The organism is Candidatus Phyllobacterium onerii (assembly GCF_028331445.1).
Taxonomy (GTDB): domain Bacteria; phylum Pseudomonadota; class Alphaproteobacteria; order Rhizobiales; family Rhizobiaceae; genus Phyllobacterium; species Phyllobacterium onerii.
In genome coordinates, this window is record NZ_JAQMHX010000003.1 from 121734 (window position 1) to 141352 (window position 19619).

General features: G+C 54.8%; 19 protein-coding genes. 12 read left to right on the forward strand and 7 right to left on the reverse strand.

The annotated features are described in order from the left end of the window. Nucleotides 1-57: 57 nt before the first annotated feature. Entirely contained in the window at nt 58-213 is a 156-nt protein-coding gene (locus PHA01_RS08635) for an entericidin domain-containing protein (protein ID WP_112528692.1), read from the reverse strand. A gap of 70 nt (nt 214-283) precedes the next feature. Between PHA01_RS08635 and PHA01_RS08640 the strand changes: the two genes are divergently transcribed. The 9 genes from PHA01_RS08640 (at nt 284) to PHA01_RS08680 (ending at nt 8474) form a co-directional block, all read left to right on the forward strand. Continuing rightward, on the forward strand, nt 284-910 hold the full coding sequence (locus PHA01_RS08640) for a DUF1638 domain-containing protein (protein ID WP_271894575.1): 627 nt from the start codon (nt 284-286) through the stop codon (nt 908-910). Between the two features lie 80 nt (nt 911-990). Then, a complete protein-coding gene (locus tag PHA01_RS08645) occupies nt 991-1569 on the forward strand; it encodes a DUF4893 domain-containing protein (protein WP_271894576.1) in 579 nt (192 codons plus the stop codon). 68 nt (nt 1570-1637) lie between these two features. Then, complete coding sequence (locus PHA01_RS08650) at nt 1638-2309, forward strand: exopolysaccharide biosynthesis protein (RefSeq protein ID WP_271894577.1); 672 nt, start codon at nt 1638-1640, stop codon at nt 2307-2309. A 122-nt stretch (nt 2310-2431) separates the two neighbouring features. After that, a complete protein-coding gene (locus PHA01_RS08655; RefSeq protein WP_183662365.1) occupies nt 2432-2734 on the forward strand; it encodes a virulence factor in 303 nt (100 codons plus the stop codon). After that, nucleotides 2721-3632, forward strand: a complete 912-nt coding sequence (locus PHA01_RS08660; RefSeq protein ID WP_417020938.1) for a methylenetetrahydrofolate reductase — start codon at nt 2721-2723, stop codon at nt 3630-3632. The genes PHA01_RS08655 and PHA01_RS08660 overlap by 14 nt, the downstream gene beginning before the upstream one ends. A 10-nt stretch (nt 3633-3642) precedes the next feature. Then, on the forward strand, nt 3643-4605 hold the full coding sequence (locus PHA01_RS08665) for a methyltetrahydrofolate cobalamin methyltransferase (RefSeq protein WP_271894578.1): 963 nt from the start codon (nt 3643-3645) through the stop codon (nt 4603-4605). Nucleotides 4606-4747: 142 nt separating this feature from the next. Further along, on the forward strand, nt 4748-6775 hold the full coding sequence (locus PHA01_RS08670) for an ASKHA domain-containing protein (RefSeq protein ID WP_271895052.1): 2028 nt from the start codon (nt 4748-4750) through the stop codon (nt 6773-6775). Nucleotides 6776-6840: 65 nt separating this feature from the next. Then, nucleotides 6841-7755: an ROK family protein gene (locus PHA01_RS08675; RefSeq protein ID WP_271894579.1), complete on the forward strand. Its 915-nt coding sequence runs from the start codon at nt 6841-6843 to the stop codon at nt 7753-7755. Further along, nucleotides 7752-8474 (forward strand): copper homeostasis protein CutC, encoded by a 723-nt coding sequence (locus PHA01_RS08680; RefSeq protein WP_271894581.1) that lies wholly within the window; start codon nt 7752-7754, stop codon nt 8472-8474. The genes PHA01_RS08675 and PHA01_RS08680 overlap by 4 nt, the downstream gene beginning before the upstream one ends. Before the next feature lie 140 nt (nt 8475-8614). Here the strand turns inward: PHA01_RS08680 and PHA01_RS08685 are convergent, their stop codons facing one another. Continuing rightward, nucleotides 8615-9523 carry a LysR family transcriptional regulator gene (locus tag PHA01_RS08685; protein WP_112528708.1) on the reverse strand — a complete coding sequence of 303 codons (909 nt, stop codon included), beginning with the start codon at nt 9521-9523 and terminating at the stop codon, nt 8615-8617. 140 nt (nt 9524-9663) lie between these two features. Between PHA01_RS08685 and PHA01_RS08690 the strand changes: the two genes are divergently transcribed. Both PHA01_RS08690 and PHA01_RS08695 read left to right on the forward strand, forming a co-directional pair. Next, nucleotides 9664-9924 (forward strand): hypothetical protein, encoded by a 261-nt coding sequence (locus tag PHA01_RS08690; RefSeq protein ID WP_271894582.1) that lies wholly within the window; start codon nt 9664-9666, stop codon nt 9922-9924. A gap of 221 nt (nt 9925-10145) precedes the next feature. Then, complete coding sequence (locus PHA01_RS08695) at nt 10146-11144, forward strand: GlxA family transcriptional regulator (protein ID WP_112528712.1); 999 nt, start codon at nt 10146-10148, stop codon at nt 11142-11144. A gap of 1 nt (nt 11145) precedes the next feature. Here the strand turns inward: PHA01_RS08695 and PHA01_RS08700 are convergent, their stop codons facing one another. Beyond that, complete coding sequence (locus PHA01_RS08700; RefSeq protein WP_271894583.1) at nt 11146-11997, reverse strand: DUF1194 domain-containing protein; 852 nt, start codon at nt 11995-11997, stop codon at nt 11146-11148. 128 nt (nt 11998-12125) lie between these two features. Next, on the reverse strand, nt 12126-14642 hold the full coding sequence (locus PHA01_RS08705) for a GcvT family protein (protein WP_271894585.1): 2517 nt from the start codon (nt 14640-14642) through the stop codon (nt 12126-12128). 286 nt (nt 14643-14928) lie between these two features. Here PHA01_RS08705 and PHA01_RS08710 point away from each other — a divergent pair, with 286 nt between their 5' ends. Continuing rightward, nucleotides 14929-16614 carry a hypothetical protein gene (locus PHA01_RS08710; RefSeq protein ID WP_271894587.1) on the forward strand — a complete coding sequence of 562 codons (1686 nt, stop codon included), beginning with the start codon at nt 14929-14931 and terminating at the stop codon, nt 16612-16614. Nucleotides 16615-16659: 45 nt separating this feature from the next. Here PHA01_RS08710 and PHA01_RS08715 read toward each other — a convergent pair whose 3' ends face one another. Genes PHA01_RS08715 through PHA01_RS08725 form a run of 3 tightly spaced genes read right to left on the reverse strand, consistent with a single transcriptional unit; the run spans nt 16660 to nt 19558 of the window. Beyond that, complete coding sequence (locus PHA01_RS08715; RefSeq protein WP_271894588.1) at nt 16660-18099, reverse strand: aspartate aminotransferase family protein; 1440 nt, start codon at nt 18097-18099, stop codon at nt 16660-16662. A gap of 12 nt (nt 18100-18111) precedes the next feature. Beyond that, entirely contained in the window at nt 18112-19122 is a 1011-nt protein-coding gene (locus PHA01_RS08720; protein ID WP_271894589.1) for an NAD-dependent epimerase/dehydratase family protein, read from the reverse strand. A gap of 13 nt (nt 19123-19135) precedes the next feature. Next, nucleotides 19136-19558: an EamA family transporter gene (locus PHA01_RS08725; RefSeq protein ID WP_271894590.1), complete on the reverse strand. Its 423-nt coding sequence runs from the start codon at nt 19556-19558 to the stop codon at nt 19136-19138. Nucleotides 19559-19619: the final 61 nt, after the last annotated feature.

The following is a 19619-nucleotide window of genomic DNA, read 5'->3' on the forward strand; positions in this document are numbered from 1 at the left end:
CGTTTTGTTAGCAAGAAATCAATAAACGGCTGAGGCCCAGACGGCCCTAAGCGTTAATTAATTGGCTGACTTTGCCACGCGATGACCAGCGCTCTGGGTCGCATTGACCGTATTGGCCGTATCTTGACCCATGCCGCGAATCGTATTGGCACAGCCCGCAAGTGCGACGACTGCAAGTACAGCGGCAATTGGAGCGATATGTGATAGTTTCATGGACGGTATCTCCCGTTCTGCTAAAATTAAATCCAACGCTGGAACAACGCGATAGAGCAAGATCAGTTCCATGAATGCAAGCCGAAAGTCGACGAAGACACCAGAGATCGTGCGGGTCATCGCTTGCGGGATGATTGCGCGCGAAATCCTCGCGATACGCGAACAATTCGGCCTCGAGCATATTGATCTCAGGTGTCTCCCCGCGATTTATCATCACTATCCGGATAAGATTGCGCCATCGGTAGATCGCGCAATTGTCAAAGCCAAAGCAGAAGGCATAACACGCATATTTGTCGGCTATGCAGACTGCGGTACAGGTGGCATGCTTGACCGCGTCTGTGAGAAACATGGCGTCGAACGCATCGCCGGCCCGCATTGCTTTTCGTTCTATGTCGGCAATGAAGCCTTCGCCTCACAGTGGGACGACGACATGACATCGTTTTTCATGACGGATTTCCTCGCCCGCCATTTCGAGGCGTTCATGGTCAAACCGCTGGGACTGGATCGGCACCCGGAACTGCGCGATATGTATTTTGGTAACTACACCAAGATGATCTACATGGCGCAGACTGATGATCCTAAGTTGAGCGCAAAGGCCGAGCGAGCGGCAGCTTTTCTTGGCCTGGCTTACGAGCGGCGCGTGACGGGCTATGGCGATCTCGTTCCCGCCTTGACCTCGGCTGCGGCTCCCGATTAGATTCTCTCCCCGATCGCCATCAGATGAACGACTTCTTCTTCTGTATGCCTGAATACCAATAAAACAGGTATCAATTCATTATGCTTCGCGCTGGATTCGCCACGATTATCCTTATTGCTTGGACAACTGTCGCCCAAGCAGATGGTGCGATAACGCGGATTATCACAAAGCCTGATCAAGCGAAGCTCGATAAGTATGAAGAGACGATGGGCACGGCTGTCGATGAAGCAAAAAAAGGCGGCACTCCAGCCGACATAAAATGGCTGGAGGAAATCCTGGCCAAGCCCCACCTGCCCTTTAGTGAAGATTTCGATATGACTGGCGAATGGAAATGCCGAACGGCAAAGCTTGGCAACGCGCCGGCGCTGGTGATCTATAGCTGGTTCAAATGCCGTATCACGGACGATGGATCAGGCTGGATGCTGGAAAAAACGAGCGGTTCCCAGCGTACAAGGGGTCGTTTCTATACCGAGAGCGACAACCGCCTGACCTACCTTGGTGTCGGCTATGTTGCAGGTGAAAAGCCCAGGAACTACAGCGTCGGTCCCGACGTTGATCAGGTCGGGTACGTTTACCGCACGGCAAAAAATGAGTTTCGAATCGAGTTTCCGGCGCCGGCTCGCGAATCTGTCGTGGATATCCTCGAACTGAAACGTTGAGCTGTTTCGTCATTGCAATGTCACCAACCCGGTGCCATATGCGTCAAAATGTGAACAAAGACGAGAAGATGGCCGCAATCGACGCAGAAGAAAAGAACAAGCCAAACCGGCTCCCTGTACGTTTGACGCCAGACAATGACCCACGCCCGCTATCGCAAGTCTTCAGGGATTTGTCGCTCTCTGCAACAGCCCCGGTATCTTTTGACGAACTCGAAGACGCCTTTACAGATCGCAGTTTTGCCGCGCTCCTCACATTTTTTGCTATTTTGAATCTTATCCCGCTACCGCCAGGTACCGGGGTCATCACCGGAATTCCACTTGTACTCGTTTCAGTACAAATGGTGATGGGGCGCGAATCTGTTTGGCTTCCAACTTTCATGCGAACGAAAACCATTTCCCCTGACCGGTTCCGCTTGATATCGGCCAAGGTCGTTCCTTGGCTGGAATGGCTGGAAAAGTTTATCCGGCCGCGCAATTGGCCGTTTGGCCGCAAGCAGGGTGATCGCTGGCTTGGTGCATTTACCACCATTCTTGGTCTGTCTGTGGTTCTGCCAATGCCGCTATCCAACTGGCTACCCGCTTTCGCTACTGCGATTATCGGCATTGCACTTTGCGAGCGTGACGGCAGATTGATGTTGGGCGGACTGATACTCGGTGTCGTCTCAATCGGCATTGTCACGGGCTTTGCCTTGGTTGCCGCGAACGTGCTTGCCTATGCCGCAACCTACTGGCCTTTCTGAACCAAATCCCTGTCGCAAAAACACCAATGATGCACGTCGCATTTGAGTGCGCACGCGTCGTGAGATAGCAAGCTTAGCCCCTGATTTTCCGGCAAAAGGGTCGTTATCGGAGGATGAATTGCATGGCTGATCTTATTGTCGTTTATTGGCGGGATATTCCCGCTCAAGTGACCGTCAAAAAGGGACGCCAGGCAGCCAAGCGCGAGCTTCCGATTCGTTTCACCGAGGCCATCGACATGTGTGCGATGCGCATTGGTGCGAAAGACTCCGATGCCTATTTGGCGGAATGGCGCCGCGGCACTCCGGTGCCTGTGAGTGATGATCTAGAGACCGAGGCGGATAGCGCCCTCGCCCGTATTGACAATGAATATGATCGGGAACGCCTTGTGGCGCTCGTAAAGGCAGGTGGACATGAGCATTCATGAATTCAAAGCGAAGTCGCAGCAGGATCAAATGACCAAGATCGCAGCATCCATTGAAGTCGCGGCTCGCCAGGCTATCGAATCGCAGGATTTGCCTGGTTTGTTCCCGGCAGGTACCCGCGTCTACATCACCGATATGGGTACGGACAGCGTCGATACGCTGACGGCGGCTGCAAAGCGCATTCATGAGCTTGGTTACAAACCGGTCCCGCATTTCGCTTCACGCCGCCTGTCGACCAAAGCAACGCTCGAAACCCGTATCCGCCGAGCCGCGCAGGAAGCTGGCGTGACCGACGTTCTCGTCATTGGTGGCGGCCTCGAGCGTCGGGCCGGTGAGTTCTCCTCGACGATGGAAGTGTTGGAGACTGGTTTCTTCGACAAATACGGCATCACCGAGATGGGCGTTGCCGGCCATCCCGAAGGCAGCCCGGAGTTTTCCGAGGCCGTTGCGATTGAAGCTCTGCGTTTGAAGAAAGACTTCGGCGAACGTACTGGTGCCAAGCTGCGCGTCGTTACCCAGTTCGGTTTCGATGCCGACCGTTTCATTCGCTATTCGGAATCGCTGCGCCAGCATGGCGTCGACCTTCCCGTGCATCTCGGCGTTGCTGGCCCTGCCAAGATTACGACACTGATCAAATATGCAGCCATGTGCGGCGTCGGCAATTCGATCAGCTTCTTGAAGAAGAATGCCCTGTCGCTGACAGCGCTCGCTACAAGTCATTCACCGGAAGGTGTTGTTGGCCCCATCGAGCAGCACGTTTTGGCTAACCCGACATCTGTCATCAAGCAAATTCATATCTTCCCGTTCGGTGGATTGAAGAAGTCGTCTGAATGGCTTGTCGATCGCGGCTCATGGAATTTGAATACAGCACACTATTCTACAAACGCAGTCGCGAATTAAGGATCCTTGAATGACCCGTACGATCGTTGCTTCGGCGACCAGAGAAATAATCATCGGATTTGATCAGCCTTTCTGCGTCATCGGCGAGCGGATCAATCCGACCGGTCGTAAGAAACTGGCCGCCGAAATGATCACGGGCAATTTCGATACAGTCATCAAGGATGCTTTGGAGCAGGTCGCTGCGGGCGCAACCATGCTGGACGTCAACGCGGGTGTGACTGCGGTGGACCCCAACGCGACGGAGCCCGGCCTTCTTGTTCAGACGCTTGAAATTGTTCAGAATCTGGTCGATGTCCCCTTGTCGATCGACAGTTCGGTAAGCGCTGCCATCGAGGCGGCATTGAAAGTCGCCAAGGGCCGTCCACTGGTCAATTCCGTGACGGGTGAAGAGGAGAAGCTCGAAGCCATTCTCCCGCTCATTAAAAAGTACAATGTTCCAGTCGTTGCGATTTCCAACGACGAGACCGGCATTTCCATGGATCCGGACGTTCGTTTCGCCGTTGCCAAGAAGATCGTACAGCGCGCAGCCGATTTCGGCATTCCGGCCCATGACATCGTGGTCGATCCCCTGGTCATGCCTATCGGTGCGCTTGGCGATGCCGGTCGGCAGGTTTTCGCACTGCTGCGCCGCTTGCGCGAAGAATTGAAGGTTAACACAACCTGCGGCCTGTCGAACATTTCCTTCGGCCTCCCCCACCGTCACGGCATCAATGGCGGGTTCATTCCCATGGTGATTGGTGCGGGCATGACCTCGGCAATCATGAATCCTTGCCGTCCGCAAGAAATGGAAGCCGTCCATGCCGCGAATGTTCTCAACGGTACAGACGCCAATTGCACCTACTGGATCAAGAAATATCGCGATCACCAGCCGGCTGCCCCTGGAGCAGCTGCATCGGTATCCGTCCCTGCAGATTCGGCTGGCGGCGGGCGTCGTCGTGGCGGACGCGAGGCGCGGCGCGGCGCCGCAGGCTGACGGTTTGCGTTACGCAAACTGACCAGCATAGAAAGGCGGGAGGCAACTAAACTGCCCCTCGCCTGCAAGTTTTGGAGTATCGATCGTGAACGCACCCGTCAAAGCACCAGAGGCGTCGGCAAAGGAAGCGCTTGTTCTCTTTATGCCATCGGGTAAACGCGGACGTTTCGCCGTTGGTACGCCCATTCTGGAAGCTGCACGCAGCCTTGGCGTATACGTTGAGAGCGTCTGCGGCGGCCGCGCCACCTGTGGACGCTGCCAGGTGGAAGTTCAGGAAGGCAGTTTTGCCAAGCACAAGATCGTCTCTTCACTCGACCACATTTCGGCATTCGGCGCCAAGGAGCAGCGTTACGCTGAAAAGCGGGAACTGAAAGAAGGTCGACGCCTGTCATGCTCGGCGACGATCCTTGGAGATCTTGTGGTCGACGTTCCGCAGGACGTCCAGGTCAATGCTCAAGTGGTGCGCAAAGCCGCCGACACCCGCATCATCGAGCGCAATCCGGCGATCCACATGTGCTATGTCGAGGTCGAAGAGCCCGACATGCACAAGCCGCTTGGTGATCTTGACCGCCTGAAAGCTGCTCTCGATAAGGAGTGGGGCGTACGGAATCTCGAAGTTGACGCTCACATCCTGCCCAATGTGCAGAAAATCCTGCGCAAGGGCGAGTGGGGTGTCACTGCAGCCATTTATCATGACGAGGAAACCTCGCGTCCTGCCATGATCGGCCTGTGGCCTGGCCTCAAGAATGAAGCCTACGGTATTGCCTGCGATATCGGCTCGACGACTATCGCCATGCATTTGTCGTCGCTGCTGTCAGTTCGGACCATCGCCTCTGCGGGTACATCCAACCCGCAGATCCGCTTTGGTGAGGATCTGATGAGCCGAGTTTCGTACGTCATGATGAACCCGGAAGGCCGCGAGGGGATGACCTTGGCCGTGCGCGAAGCGATTAACGGGTTGATCGACAAGGTTTGCGCCGAGGGCGGCGTTGCCCGCGAAGATATTCTGGATGCCGTCTTCGTCGGCAATCCGATCATGCACCATCTCTTCCTTGGCATCGACCCAACGGAACTTGGGGGAGCGCCGTTTGCACTTGCCGTATCTGGCGCAGTGCATATCAAATCTTCCGAAATTGGTCTGCCGATGAATCCTGGCACGCGCGTTTACATGCTGCCCTGCATCGCCGGACATGTTGGTGCCGATGCTGCCGCGGCTACACTTGCAGAGGGACCGCACCGGCAAGACGAAATGATGTTGCTCGTCGATGTCGGCACCAATGCCGAGATCGTTCTTGGCAACAGGCAACGAACAGTTGCGGCCTCTTCGCCTACAGGTCCTGCATTTGAAGGTGCTGAAATCTCAGGGGGCCAGCGTGCGGCGCCCGGTGCCATAGAGCGCGTTCGTATTGATCCCGTTACGTTGGAGCCAAAATTCCGGGTGATCGGCACTGAGCAATGGTCCGATGAACCGGGCTTTAAGGAAGCCGTCCAAGCCAGTGGTATTACAGGAATATGCGGCTCCGCAATTATCGAGGTCATTGCCGAGATGTATCTTTCCGGGATCATTTCGGAGGATGGCGTCGTCGACGGAAGCCTTGCCACGAGATCCCCTCGCGTTAAAGCAAATGGACGCACCTTTTCCTATCTTTTACACGAAGGCTCCCCGACCATCACCATCACCCAAAACGATGTGCGCGCGATTCAGCTTGCCAAGGCGGCGCTTTATGCGGGTGTAAAGCTCCTGATGGACAAGCTCGGAATCGATCATGTCGATCAAATCCGTTTTGCCGGCGCTTTTGGTTCTTTCATCGATCCGAAATATGCGATGGTTCTTGGCCTTATCCCCGATTGCGATCTGGATAAAGTCCAGGCCGTCGGCAATGCTGCTGGCACCGGTGCCCGCATGGCTTTGCTCAATCGCAACTATCGCCGCGAGATCGAGGACACTGTCACACGCATCGAAAAGATCGAGACGGCGCTGGAGCCCAAATTCCAGGAACACTTCGTCTATGCCATGGCGATGCCGAACAAGATCGACCCGTTTCCAAAACTGTCTCAGGCCGTCACCTTGCCCCCACGCAAGAATGTCAGCGAGGATGGTATCGCAGGTGATGCAACCCCGCGTCGCCGGTCGCGCGAGGACCGGGCTGCAAGGCGTTCGCGCGAATAACTTTGTTGGCTGGTATATTTCCGCTATCACACAGCTACGATGATCGATTCCGGAAATAACGTGCCATGATAGCCTGCTTTGACATCGGCGGTTCTGCCATCAAGGGCGCAATCGCCTACTCGCCTGAAGATATAAGGCCGCTACCTAAAATCCCGACGCCGCTGGACGATTTTGATGCCTTCGCCTCAGCCATCGAAAAGATCGCAGCGGATGGAGGCGCTGACCCCAGAAGCTTGATATCGATTTCCATCGCGGGGGTGGTTGATTCCGATTCGGGCAAGATCACGTGCGCCAATATTCCATGCATTCATGGCCGTACATTGGTTGCCGATCTCAGCGAGAAGCTGCAAAGGCCAGTACTCGTCGCCAATGACGCCGATTGCTTTGCACTCTCTGAGGCAGTCGTCGGCGCTGGACGCGGTCACCGCGTTGTATTCGGTGTCATCCTTGGCACGGGTGTCGGCGGTGGCCTAATTATCAACGGCAAGATTCACGAAGGTGCTGGCGGCTTTGCTGGCGAATGGGGCCACGGCCCGGTCTCCGCCACACTTGCAGGCAATCCGCCCGTCGCTATTCCGCGCTATGCCTGCGGCTGTGGCCAAGTCGGTTGCGTTGATGCGGTCGGTGCGGCGCGCGGCTTGGAAAGACTGCACACTCACTTGCATGGTGTTGACCTGCCAAGTACCGCGATTATAGCGGCGTGGAATGCCGGCGACGCAGCCGCTGAACGCACCATTGAAGTTTATATCGATATCGTCAGTGGCCCGCTCGCGATGACGATCAACATCGTTGGCGCGTCTATCGTGCCGGTTGGCGGGGGACTTGCCAATTCTGTGGAGCTCATCAAGCGTCTGGATGAGGCAGTTCGAGCACGTATCCTGCGGAAAACAGATAGACCACTGGTTATTCCTGCAGAATTGAAGATTGAACCCGGTCTCGTGGGTGCCGGCGTTCTTGGGTTGATGGATCTAGCAAAATGAGCATCCTGCTGGAAATTTGTGTCGACAGCCCTAGCGGTCTGGCGGCGGCTATAACGGGAGGAGCCGACCGCGTCGAACTCTGTTCAGCGCTGGAGCTGGGCGGTCTGACGCCGACACCGGGACTGATCGGACAGGCTGCTGTCTCCCCTATTCCCATATACGCCATGATCCGTCCTCGTCCGGGCAATTTCGTTTTTGATGAAGCCGACATTGACGCAATGCTGCGCGAGATCGATGTGATGCGCGCCGCTGGGCTTGCTGGTTTGGTTTTCGGCGCCAACCTCAACAATGGCCAACTGGACCATACGACGCTCGAACGCCTCATCAGGCAATGCGGCGGTCTTGGTGTTACACTGCATCGCGCATTCGATCTCGTCCCCGATCTTTCTGAGGCCGTCAACATGGCGATCGAGCTCGGATTTGAGCGAATCTTGACTTCAGGACGGTCACTGACCGCGCTTGATGGGATCGACGACCTGGAAGCGACATTCGAACTTACTGCCGGCAGGATCAAGATCATGCCCGGTTCCGGTGTCAACATTGGCAATATCGGTGCACTGCGGGATCGCATTCCGCTTGAAGAAATCCACTCATCTTGCGCCGCGACTGCGCCCGTACTCAGCGAAGCAGCAAAGCGGCTCGGCTTCGAAACCGCATCACAGAGGCAAACGAGCGTTGAACTCGTCAGAGCGTTGAAACACTATTGCGCTAGCAGATAAGAAGCTTTTTGAGAATTCAACCTGATGAGTCAGCTGGCGTGATTTTCGAGAACCGAAGCGCAGCGGACTTATTGGTCCGTGAGCATCGGAAGCGCAGAAAATCGCATCAGATGGCCATCAGGATGGATTGGCAGAGGTCTCTAGCAGCTAAGCTTGCCCGTCCGCTCATACCCCTCAAAATAAACCCGCAGATGCTGCGCGACAGCTTTGACATGTGCACCCGCATTCTTCGCAACAAGCATGCCGAGCCTGGATTCGCCAAGCGGTGGCAGACCGTGCTCGGCGCCGAGCTGTACCATGTTGTCTTCCAAAAGGAATTTCGAAAAAGGTGCAACGGCAAGATCCGCAACGATTGCCGCGCGCTGGCCCATCGTATGGGCACTCATATAGGCTACGCGATATTCGCGTCCCGCACTTTCCAGCGCACTGATCGCGTTGGCGCGCCAGATGCACCCCTCTTCCCACATTGAAAGCGGCAGTGGGTTGCGCTCATGGGCCGTCCCACATTTGGCACCGGCCCAGATGATCTCCTCAGTCATGAGGACTTCTATGTCATCCATCTTGGCCAGTGTCTCATTGACATTAACCAAGGTGACGTCGAGACGCTGCTCATCAAGGCGTTTGCGCAGACTATTGCTCTGATCAATCACCACATCGACGGTTACATCCGGGTGAGATTCTGCAAAACGTTTCAAGACAAACGGAAGCACCCGTTCGCCTACATCATCAGGCGCACCGAGCCGAACGACACCGGAAACCGTCGGCGCTATGAATTTAGCCACTGTCTCGCGATTGAGAGCCAGCATGCGCCTTGCGTAGCCAAGGAGAACCTCCCCGCTTGGTGTCAGTTTGACCGAACGCGCGTCCCGTTCGAGCAGCACGTGGCCCAAGGTCTCCTCCAGTTTCTTGATCTGCATGGAAACGGCCGAGGGGGTACGAAACACAGCATTTGCAGCGCTCGAAAAACTGCCTGTTTCGGCAATCATTGCAAAGGTACGCAATACATCTAGGTCCAGGATCGGAATGGGATGATGCATCGGGGCTGACATGGCGCATTCTCCTTCATCAATTTTTCTGAAGCATAGTGTTTCATAATTTCGTTTGATTGAACATCAACTTGGGGCGATAGTCAAGTTCATCAAAGGATATCACGCAAAATGATGCCCTTGCTGAAACAAGGAGAAGGAAAATGAGCACTTGCGATAACCTGTATCAGAGCGACACGAGAAGTTTCGCCGAACGACTTGCGATCTATTTCGCGGATCGTGCGAATCACCTGGCTGCACGAATCAGAACCGCCCGCGATGTTTTAGTCCGGGAACGCCGCTTACGCGCGACGGAAATGGCACTCGACGGGTTGCCGGAAAACATGCGTTGCGACATCGGCTGGCCAGATCTCTACGAGCGCCAAGTCAGCGAATGCAATGAGATAAAGAATTCGCGGTCGTAAGATCATGAAGCAATCAACTCAAGGGAGCAGATAACGGTCTATCTGCTCCCTTTTATCATATGTGATACCTGCGCTTTTGCGACACAGGTTTCCGCCCTTCCATTTAGAATAATTCTATGGTTCTATCTGAAAAAAAGCTCTAGAGACCACGCCCGTAAGTTGAAGTTTTTACTTCAGTTGCGACATGGCCTTAAAGCCAGATACGGGAACCTGGAATTACCATGGATCACATTGGTCTCAATAAGCGCTCATTCGTTTTCTTTCTCGTGCCAAATTTCTCGATGATCGCATTTGCGACAGCCATCGAGCCACTGCGCATCGCAAATCGCATGCTTGGGTATGAAGCCTATCGCTGGCGTCTTGCCTCTGTGGATGCGAAGCCTGTCACGGCCTCGAACGGTGTGGAATGCGCCGCGAACACATCATTGGAAGACGAGAGGCGATACCTGACCGGTGAAGAAAGGCCATCCATGGTCTTTGTGTGCGCCGGTATTCACGTCGAGAAATTCCACAACAAATCAGTCTTTGCCTGGCTTCGCGAAGAATTCAACCGCGGCGTCGCTGTTGGCGGACTCTGCACCGGGGCGCATATTCTCGCAGCGGCAGGCTTGCTTTCTGGCAAGCGGTGCGCCATCCATTGGGAGAATCTGCCAGGTTTTGCTGAGGCCTTTCCAAAGGCCGATGTATACGCCGACCTGTTTGAGGTTGACGGCAACATTTACACCTGCGCCGGCGGGACCGCCGCGCTGGACATGATGCTCAAGCTCATCGGCGATGATTTCGGCGACAATATCGTCAATCGTGTCTGTGAACAGGCACTGACCGACCGTGTGCGCAGCCCACACGACCGTCAGCGACTGCCGTTGCGCGCGCGTCTCGGCGTGCAAAACTCCAAGGTTTTGACAATAATCGAATTGATGGAAGCGCGACTTTCCGAACCACTGTCCTTGATCGAGATAGCCGACCATGTTGGCCTCTCGCGTCGCCAGATCGAGCGCCTGTTCCGCCAGGAAATGGGACGCTCACCGGCCCGCTACTATCTCGAAATTCGTTTGGACCGTGCCCGGCATCTGTTGATTCAGTCATCCATGCCGATCGTGGAGGTGGCTGTTGCATGCGGATTTGTCTCGGCGTCGCATTTTTCCAAATGCTACCGTGAACTCTACGGGCGGTCGCCGCAGCAGGAGCGCGCCGATCGCAAGCAGTTGATTGCAGCGTAACTCATCTCGATTCCCAATCCTGCATCCGCCGTTGCCATATTCGCTCGCCTGAAAGGCAATCGATTTGCGGTTTGTCCTGGGCAAGGATCAACGGCAATCTGTCTGACGGCAGCCAATCTGCTTTCTGCGTGGTAGGAGTATCGCCCGCCAACTCCAGCACCAGTTTCCGGCGCACAGCCTCCGGAAACTGATCCCAGGAATTGACGGGGACCATGAAAGCGCCCGGCCCGCCGATGACGCAGCTACTGTAATAGAGATCGAGGTCCTTTACGGCCCAGTCGGAGTAAAAATCCCCACGCGTCATCAACGGCAACCCGTTGATCGTAATGCCTTTGGCGATCGCTTGATCGCGAGCGTCTGCCACTGGGCGACCATTGTTGTTCGCGCCGTCGCCTGAAATATCGATAACCTTACGCGAGGCCTTGAAGCCATTGTTGTCGAAGAGGGTACTGGAAAAATCGATAGCCCCGGAGATCGATGTCCGACTTTGTGTTGCGGGAATTGGCTGATCCAGCGCATCTGCAAGTTTTTCCGCAGAGTCGGCGCCATCGACCAACGTCCAAGGAACGATAATTCGTTGTACGTTCGATCCGGCCCATTCGACATAAGTAACGGCTACACGACCGTGAATACCGTCGCGAATGGCATCGACGACTTCCTTGCGCCGAAGCGCCGCCACATAGCCATCGCGTTGAATCTTCTGCTCGAAAGTTTCCATAGATCGGGATGCGTCGACGGCTAAGACCAACTCGACATCGACCTCAGTATCCGCTGCTTGCGCGCGCACCGAAAAACTGGCTAACAAAGCTGCCAGTGACAGAAAACTACAAAGAGTCTTCATACGCGATGACATGCATGAAGTGTAACTCAAATCGCGGGAACGCAAAGCGACTTCCAGCGCGATCACATTCTGTTGAACAAAGACACTAAATCGACAACGGCGCCCTTCGGCGCCATTCTCAAGATCGGTTTTCGACAGGTTTAAGCCTTCAAGCGTTCATTTTCGGTATCGAAGGGCGATTCCGAAATCACGATCGCTTTGTGTGTCTTTCCCAATATCTTGATCTCGACCTGAGTGCCGACAGCAGAGTATTCAGGCTTCACCATTGCAAGCGCTATACTCTTGCCGAGACGCCAGCCATAGCCGCCATGAGTGGCACGGCCAACAAGTTCACCCTTCACATATATCGGTTCACTACCACGCGCGTCGACATCCGATACACCCGGAACGAGCACTTCAAGCGTGACGAAGTTCCATTTCAGGCCGTTTTCACGCGCCTTGACCACAGCGTCACGTCCGATGAACTCCCCCTTGTTGGGATGAACGAAGCGATCGAGGCCGCTCTCAAACGCATTGTATTCGATAGACAATTCGCGCGGGATCAAGCGATATGATTTCTCGATTGCCATCGCCGTCATGGCGCGAATACCGAAGGGCTTGATGCCGAACTCAGCGCCTGCTTCGAGCAACAGATCATAGATAGTGTTTTGCTGTTCAATTGGATGGTGTAGTTCCCAGCCAAGCTCGCCAACGAAATTGACACGCAATGCATGCGCCGTTGCAGTACCGACGCTGATCTCCTTGCCGGAAAGCCACGGAAACGTCTCGTTGGACAGATCGGCACGCGTTAGTTTCTCCAGAACCTGGCGGCTCTTGGGTCCCGCCAGAACAAGAACACCATACATCTGCGTAATAGGACGCAAGGTGACCGAGCCATCATTCGGCAGCAGCTTGTGCAGATAATCGTGGTCATGATTTTCGTAAGCGCCCGCCGAGACCAGATAGAATTTCCCTGGTGACCACTCATAGACTGTGAATTCCGAACGAACCCCACCAAGTGGGGTCAAGAGATGGCAAAGCGCGATACGGCCCTGCTTTTTCGGAATGCGATTAGCCAGGATCGAGTCGAGCCAGGCGCGGGCACCTGGTCCGGACACTTCCATCTTGGCGAAAGCCGACATGTCTAGAAGACCGACATTGTTCGTCACATTTTTGATCTCATGACCGACATGGTCGAAATAGTTGGAACGCCGGAACGACCAGAGCTCCTTGATCTTGCCGTCAGCATCGGGCTTGGGATGGTTGTGGTTCATCAACACATCTGGCTTGTCGAGTTTGGCAACGTCGAGCCCGTATCCTTGCGGTGCGAACCAATTGGCGCGCTCCCAGCCATAAACAGTTCCGAACACGGCACCGAGTTGCTTCTGGCGATCATAGGACGGTGAACGCTTCAAGGGCCGGGCAGCACCTCGCTCCTCGTCTGGGTAATGGACCGAGAAGACCTCAGCATAGGCCTCTTCATTCTTTTCTTTCAGGTAACCTTCGGTCGCGTAAGGACCGAAACGGCGTGGATCGACACCCATCATATCGATAGACGGTTCTCCTTCGACGATCCATTCGGCCAGCTGCCAACCGGCACCGCCGGCAGCGGTGACACCAAAGGAATGTCCTTCATTCAACCAGAAGTTTTTAAGGCGTGGCGCGGGTCCAATTATCGGCGAGCCATCGGGGGTATAGGCGATGGCGCCATTATAAACCTTCTTGATGCCGACTTCACCAAACGCCGGGACACGCGCAATCGCGGTTTCGATATGCGGTTCGAGGCGGTCGAGGTCTTCCTGGAACAGTTCATATTCGCTGGCATCCGAAGGGCCGTCGACGTAACAGACGGGGGCACCCCGCTCGTATGGTCCAAGCAGCAAGCCGCCATTTTCCTCGCGCATATACCAGGAACTGTCGCTTTCGCGTAAGACACCCATTTCGGGTAAGCCTTTTGCCTTGCGCTCAAGAATTGCCGGGTGTGGCTCCGTCACGATATACTGGTGTTCGACGGGAATAACCGGGACATCGAGGCCGACCATTTTGCCGGTCTTGCGGGCAAAGTTGCCGGTTGCGGACACCACATGTTCCGCGGTGATATCACCCTTGTCAGTCTTTACCAGCCATTGGCCGGACGGCAATTGTTCGATGCCAAGCACGGTCGTATAGCGGTAGATTGTTGCACCACGATCGCGCGCACCTTTGGCAAGCGCCTGCGTTAGATCCGCCGGCTGGATATAACCGTCTTCCGGATGCTGGATTGCGCCAATAATGCCGTCCATCTCTGCAAGCGGCCAGATCTCCTTGACCTGCTCGGGTGTCAGGAGTTTCACCGGAACGCCGATCGTTTCGGCCACGCCCGCATAATACATGTATTCGTCCCAGCGATCCTTCGTGCGAGCAAGGCGAATATTGCTGCAATTGGTGAAGCCGACATTCATGCCGGTCTCTTCTTGCAGCTCTTGATAGAATTTGACCGAGTATTTATGAATCTGGCCAACCGAATAGCTCATATTGAACAATGGCAAAAGCCCGGCAGCGTGCCAGGTTGAACCGGATGTCAGTTCCTTGCGCTCAATCAGGACAACATCACTCCAGCCCTTCTTGGCCAGATGATAGAGTGTCGATACACCTACTACCCCACCGCCGATAACGACAACACGCGCCTCAGTCTTCATTTCACTTTGTCCTTTGGTATCGATCGATGGCCGGAACGGCTCCAACAATTTTTTGCACTATGGCGTTTCGTATGTCCATCGCTAAGGCCTGTTTGCGACATGGCGAAAACACGCCGCGACGCCTGGCAAACAGGCCGTATTTTATAGGAGCATTCGACAAATTTCGGGAGGCGTTTAACGCAATGTGGAGGATTAAAGCTCTAAGGATAGTGGTCACGCGCCGCGGAACCTGAGTCGAAGTCGAATGCCGGATATTTCCAGAAGCTCCACCAGAACTTCAGCAAAAATGTTCTCACCATTGGTGTTGCTGGCGCTTGTTCTGGTGTTCCTTGCTGTTCTCTTGTCGCTGCCCTTGGTCATCCCAATCGGCCCGATGTACTGGGATACCTATATCTATCTCGATGCAGCCCAGCGCATAAAACTTGGCCAGGTGCCGGCTGTGGATTTTCTCGCACCCGTCGGCGCCCTTGAATATTATCAGTTCTACTGGCTTCAGAGACTTTTCCCCGGCGGGCAGCCTACGTTGATTGCACAATGGTCCGTGCTGATTTCTGCCGCACCTTTGATGGCGATCATTCTCGCTGAGATCGACAAGAAGAGCCGAAAGATCGCCTTTGCGATCCTTGTTCCATTTCTTGTTTTTGCGCTGTGCCCGACCAACACACAGAGCTTTCATTCCTATCCCGGCGTCAACGGTTTCGGCATTTACAATCGCCACACCTCCCTACTGCTCTATGTTCTCGTCAGCGCACTGGTTTTCTTGCCTAATGGCCGAAAGCTCGCCATCATCGCGTCGTTGACGATGCTTGCGCTGTTCTTCACCAAGATAACGGGGTTTTTGGCAGGCGGACTGATCGGTCTCTATGCGATCCTCTCAGGCCGTCTCCTGTGGCGCTATGTATTGCTGGCGTTATGCATCTTCGCCGTGGCGCTTCTGGTACTCGAGTTCAATCATGGAATGGTGTCTGCCTATGTCGAGAGCATCGCAGCGCTGGTGAGGTTAAACGAGGGCCTGCTTCTGCCTCGCTTTCTGACTGTTTTTTCAATCAAGCTCGACGTCATCCTTGCGGCGGCCGCTCTGATACTTTTCCTGTTCTGGCTGGACTGGAGTCCCCTTACGGGTCGTTGGTACAATCTTCGCCAAAAACCGACAACAGCAAATATCGCCGCTTTACTGGATCGAGATTGGCTGTGGATCGGGATCACTCTGGCCGCGGGCATATTCCTTGAGACGCAGAATACCGGCAGCCAGGAATTCATCTTCCTCTGGCCGGTTCTGCTCGCGATGCTGCGCAAAGCGCCGAAACTGCCGGAAACGAATAGGATGATGGTCTATTGCCTCGTTGCGTTTACTGCGATCCCAACGATCACTAAGGTTATGCAAGGCACGTTGCGTTTTGTCGCGGTTGCGCCGACCTACGTGACAGCGCCAGTCACTGATGTAAAAACAATGGGCCTCGTTTCCACTCGCAAGGATATCATGGAACGGGTGAACCTCCTGGAATCCCACTACGCTACTAATGCCGGGGCCTACCGCCAGCTGGCGGAGGCGGGACAACTGCCGAGCTGGCAGCTCTATTCTGAACTTGACTACCAGATGTTCTGGGTTGTCTCCGCCGATCGCGCAGTCAAAGCTCTCAAGCAGTTCGAAAGCCAGAACGGCGTTCATCTGAACAGTTTGATGACACTGGATTTCGTCAATCCGTTTCCGTGGATACTCGATCGCCATGCAAGCCGAAATATTCAGATCGGTGCCGACCCATTCCGCACTGTTGGTGATCTGACAGAAGCAGAAGAAACCTCTCTGCGCCAGACGGACGGCGTCTTGCGCCCGTCCTGCCCCACAACCAGCGCACGGCTTTCCCTGCAGCGCATCTATGAAAAAGCCCTGGCAGACCGGATCGTCGTGAAGCTTGACGATTGTTGGGACCTGCTGCTGAGGCCAAGTATCAAACTTTCCGGCCAATCGTGACAGCAGAAAGCCGGACCAAAGCCCGGCTCTCCTGGAATTCTAATCCTACTTTACCTGCGCTTTAACGAAGTCTTTGACGATACGAACGATACCGCGTGAAAGAACTTCATCGAGCGCCTTGATGAATGCGTCCACATGTTCCCGGCCGCAAATCAGTGGCGGCTCCAGGCGGATGACATTTCGATTGTACTCGGTGAATGCGACCAGCACGCCATGATCGCGCAAGAGGTGGCTGCCGATAAAGCCCGGAAGCGATCCCTTCAGCTTGTCATCCAGTACAGCAAGCACTGGGCGCAACACCATTGGAACCGTCTTGGAGAAATCGTGGAATTCGAGACCGATCATCAGGCCCTTGCCACGTACGTCCTTGATCATCGTCGGATATTTGACTTTCAGCTCTTCGAGCTTTTGCAACAGATAGTCGCCAGTTGCTGCGGCGTTATCGATCAGATGCTCGTCGTAGAGAATGTTCATTGCTTCGATTGACGTGACACAGGCTTCGCCAATCCCGCCAAATGTGGCCATGGCATGGATCATTGCTGTCTTGGGCGTGCCATAAGCTTTCATATAAACCTCGCGCCGGGCGATCATCGCGCCGACAGCTGCCTTGCCTCCACCCAATGATTTGGCCAACGCGGTCACATCGGGCACGACGCCCGCATGTTCGAAAGCATAAAACCGGCCCGAGCGCCCAAATCCACACTGGACCTCGTCGGCAACCCAAAGCACGCCATGCTGATCGCACAGCGCGCGCAGCTTTTGCCAGTACTCTTTCGGCGCTTGAATGATGCCACCACCGCCCTGGATGGTTTCCAGTACAATGACACCGATTTCAGGATCGGAGCGGAAAGCATTCTCAACGGCATCGATATCGCCAAACGGAACACGAACCGTATTCTCCACCAGCTTGAACTCACCGCGATAGAGCCCACCGTCGGTAATCGAGAGAACGCCCTTGGTCTTGCCGTGAAATGAATTCTCGGCATAAACGATCTTGGGTTTTTTGGGGCCGGCGGCACGCTCGGCAACCTTTATCGCCGCCTCCATCGCCTCCGATCCGGACGATCCAAGGAACACCATGTCGAGATCGCCGGGTGAGCAAGCGGCAAGGTTGTGCGCCAAGGCGGTCGCATATTGCGACATGAAGGCAATGGCTATTTCCTGACGTTGTTCATCCTGGAATTTCTTGCGCGTACCGACAATCCGCGGGTGATTGTGGCCGAATGCAAGAGATCCGAAGCCGCCGAAGAAATCCAGAATGGCGCGGCCGTTTTGATCGTAATAGAACATGCCTTCCGCGCGGTCGATTTTCACTTTGTGGAAACCGAGTAGCTTCATGAAATGCAGCTGACCGGGATTGAGGTGTCTGGTGAAAAGCTCGGTCATGCGCGGCAGCGTCATGGCCTTGGCCTCATCGACCGTGAGCAGATCTGGCTTTCCTATAAGTCCCTGGACCGCCCCGTGCTGTGCTGTAACCTTGTTCATCGCCATTCCCCGTTATTCCGCCGCTATCGACGATGGTTGCTGCACGGCTTTGCCGTCTTTGATGTTGCGATACTCCTTATATGCTGCAATCAGCATATCCTCATCGCGATATTGCGGTACCCAGCCCAGTTGACGCTCCGCTTTCGACACGTCGAGTACGCACATTTCGTCCGCGATCAAATATTGTTCCGGATCCATGATCGGCTTGTTCATCCAGTCGAAGAAATCGAGTGTGCGTTTTACCGCCCAGGCAGGTGTCGGCAGCAGGATCGATTTCGATCCTGCGAATTTCACCAGGTCGCCGAGCAGTTTGCGGACAGGCGGCGGGTTCAGCGAGCCGAGATTGTATGCCTCATTTGGCACGCCAGCCTTCCATGCCGCACGCGCTGCTTCGGCACAATCGAACACCGAAATGAACTGATAAGGGTTCTTGCCGGAGCCAATCATCGGTACCGGCAGGTTGTAATCGATCAATTTGAACAACTTTTCGAGGATACCAAGTCGGCCCGGCCCAATGATCAGGCGTGGGCGAAACAGGGAGATATTCATTCCGCGCATGCGCCATTCGGCTGCCAGTTCCTCGGTTTTCAATTTCGACATTCCATACTCACCAAGCGGTGCCGCCGGGTGGTCTTCGGTCTGGGGCCAGACATAGGTGTGGCCATAGATCATGTCGGTCGTATAGTGTACGAGCTTCCTGGCACCCGCCTTGTCCATCGCCTTGATAATGTTCTCGGTACCGAAGTAATTGACCGGAAAGAAGAAATCGTGCCGCTTCGCCCGCACCTGCAACGGCGAAAGCATCTTGGCTGACAGGTTGTAGACCATGTCTTCGGCCTTGATACCGACTGCGGCGATGGACTTCGGTTCGGTCACATCGCATTTGACGAAGTTCACATCGCCATAGTGGGGCAGATCGCTCTTGGCGATGTCCGCCACAACAACTTCCTCTCCCCCGGCAATCAGCTTCGGTGCCAGATGCCGCCCGACGAAACCGTCGCCACCAAAAATAATGTGTCTCATTTCTTCAACTCACTTACGAGGATGTTGTGGAAGCAGGTGGCGTTTGCTCGCCGGGCGTTTCGTGACGTCCGCTCTGGGCGATCAGAATGGTTCCGATCATGATGAAGGCGATACCCGCAATCTTGAACGTTCCGAGTTCCTCCTTGAACACTGCCCAGGCGAACAGTGCGACGGCCACATAAGCCAAGCTGAGGAACGGGTAGGCGAAGGATAGATCGACCTTTGAAAGCACATAAAGATGTGAGGCCATGGAGATGACAAACACCGTCAATCCGGCGAAAACCCAAGGGTTGAAAATGATCTGGAATATTCGCTGGATGATCGTATCGGCGCTGAAGCTGATCGGCCCCAGCGTTATCATGCCGTATTTCAGCATGACTTGTGCCGCCGCATTGGTCATGACGGTGAAGAGGATAAACGGAATGTATTTTGTCATGTCAGAACGGCCCCTCTAGTTCGTCGAGTGCATAGCAAAGCTGCGTTGAAAAGACCCCAAG

What these genes read in the sequence shown, in the direction of transcription:
- PHA01_RS08635 (WP_112528692.1), bottom strand. Translation starts at nt 213, where the DNA reads ATGAAACTATCACATATCGCTCCAATTGCCGCTGTACTTGCAGTCGTC.
- PHA01_RS08640 (WP_271894575.1), top strand. Translation starts at nt 284, where the DNA reads ATGAATGCAAGCCGAAAGTCGACGAAGACACCAGAGATCGTGCGGGTC.
- PHA01_RS08645 (WP_271894576.1), top strand. Translation starts at nt 991, where the DNA reads ATGCTTCGCGCTGGATTCGCCACGATTATCCTTATTGCTTGGACAACT.
- PHA01_RS08650 (WP_271894577.1), top strand. Translation starts at nt 1,638, where the DNA reads ATGGCCGCAATCGACGCAGAAGAAAAGAACAAGCCAAACCGGCTCCCT.
- PHA01_RS08655 (WP_183662365.1), top strand. Translation starts at nt 2,432, where the DNA reads ATGGCTGATCTTATTGTCGTTTATTGGCGGGATATTCCCGCTCAAGTG.
- PHA01_RS08660 (WP_417020938.1), top strand. Translation starts at nt 2,721, where the DNA reads ATGAGCATTCATGAATTCAAAGCGAAGTCGCAGCAGGATCAAATGACC.
- PHA01_RS08665 (WP_271894578.1), top strand. Translation starts at nt 3,643, where the DNA reads ATGACCCGTACGATCGTTGCTTCGGCGACCAGAGAAATAATCATCGGA.
- PHA01_RS08670 (WP_271895052.1), top strand. Translation starts at nt 4,748, where the DNA reads ATGCCATCGGGTAAACGCGGACGTTTCGCCGTTGGTACGCCCATTCTG.
- PHA01_RS08675 (WP_271894579.1), top strand. Translation starts at nt 6,841, where the DNA reads ATGATAGCCTGCTTTGACATCGGCGGTTCTGCCATCAAGGGCGCAATC.
- PHA01_RS08680 (WP_271894581.1), top strand. Translation starts at nt 7,752, where the DNA reads ATGAGCATCCTGCTGGAAATTTGTGTCGACAGCCCTAGCGGTCTGGCG.
- PHA01_RS08685 (WP_112528708.1), bottom strand. Translation starts at nt 9,523, where the DNA reads ATGTCAGCCCCGATGCATCATCCCATTCCGATCCTGGACCTAGATGTA.
- PHA01_RS08690 (WP_271894582.1), top strand. Translation starts at nt 9,664, where the DNA reads ATGAGCACTTGCGATAACCTGTATCAGAGCGACACGAGAAGTTTCGCC.
- PHA01_RS08695 (WP_112528712.1), top strand. Translation starts at nt 10,146, where the DNA reads ATGGATCACATTGGTCTCAATAAGCGCTCATTCGTTTTCTTTCTCGTG.
- PHA01_RS08700 (WP_271894583.1), bottom strand. Translation starts at nt 11,997, where the DNA reads ATGTCATCGCGTATGAAGACTCTTTGTAGTTTTCTGTCACTGGCAGCT.
- PHA01_RS08705 (WP_271894585.1), bottom strand. Translation starts at nt 14,642, where the DNA reads ATGAAGACTGAGGCGCGTGTTGTCGTTATCGGCGGTGGGGTAGTAGGT.
- PHA01_RS08710 (WP_271894587.1), top strand. Translation starts at nt 14,929, where the DNA reads ATGTTCTCACCATTGGTGTTGCTGGCGCTTGTTCTGGTGTTCCTTGCT.
- PHA01_RS08715 (WP_271894588.1), bottom strand. Translation starts at nt 18,099, where the DNA reads ATGAACAAGGTTACAGCACAGCACGGGGCGGTCCAGGGACTTATAGGA.
- PHA01_RS08720 (WP_271894589.1), bottom strand. Translation starts at nt 19,122, where the DNA reads ATGAGACACATTATTTTTGGTGGCGACGGTTTCGTCGGGCGGCATCTG.
- PHA01_RS08725 (WP_271894590.1), bottom strand. Translation starts at nt 19,558, where the DNA reads ATGACAAAATACATTCCGTTTATCCTCTTCACCGTCATGACCAATGCG.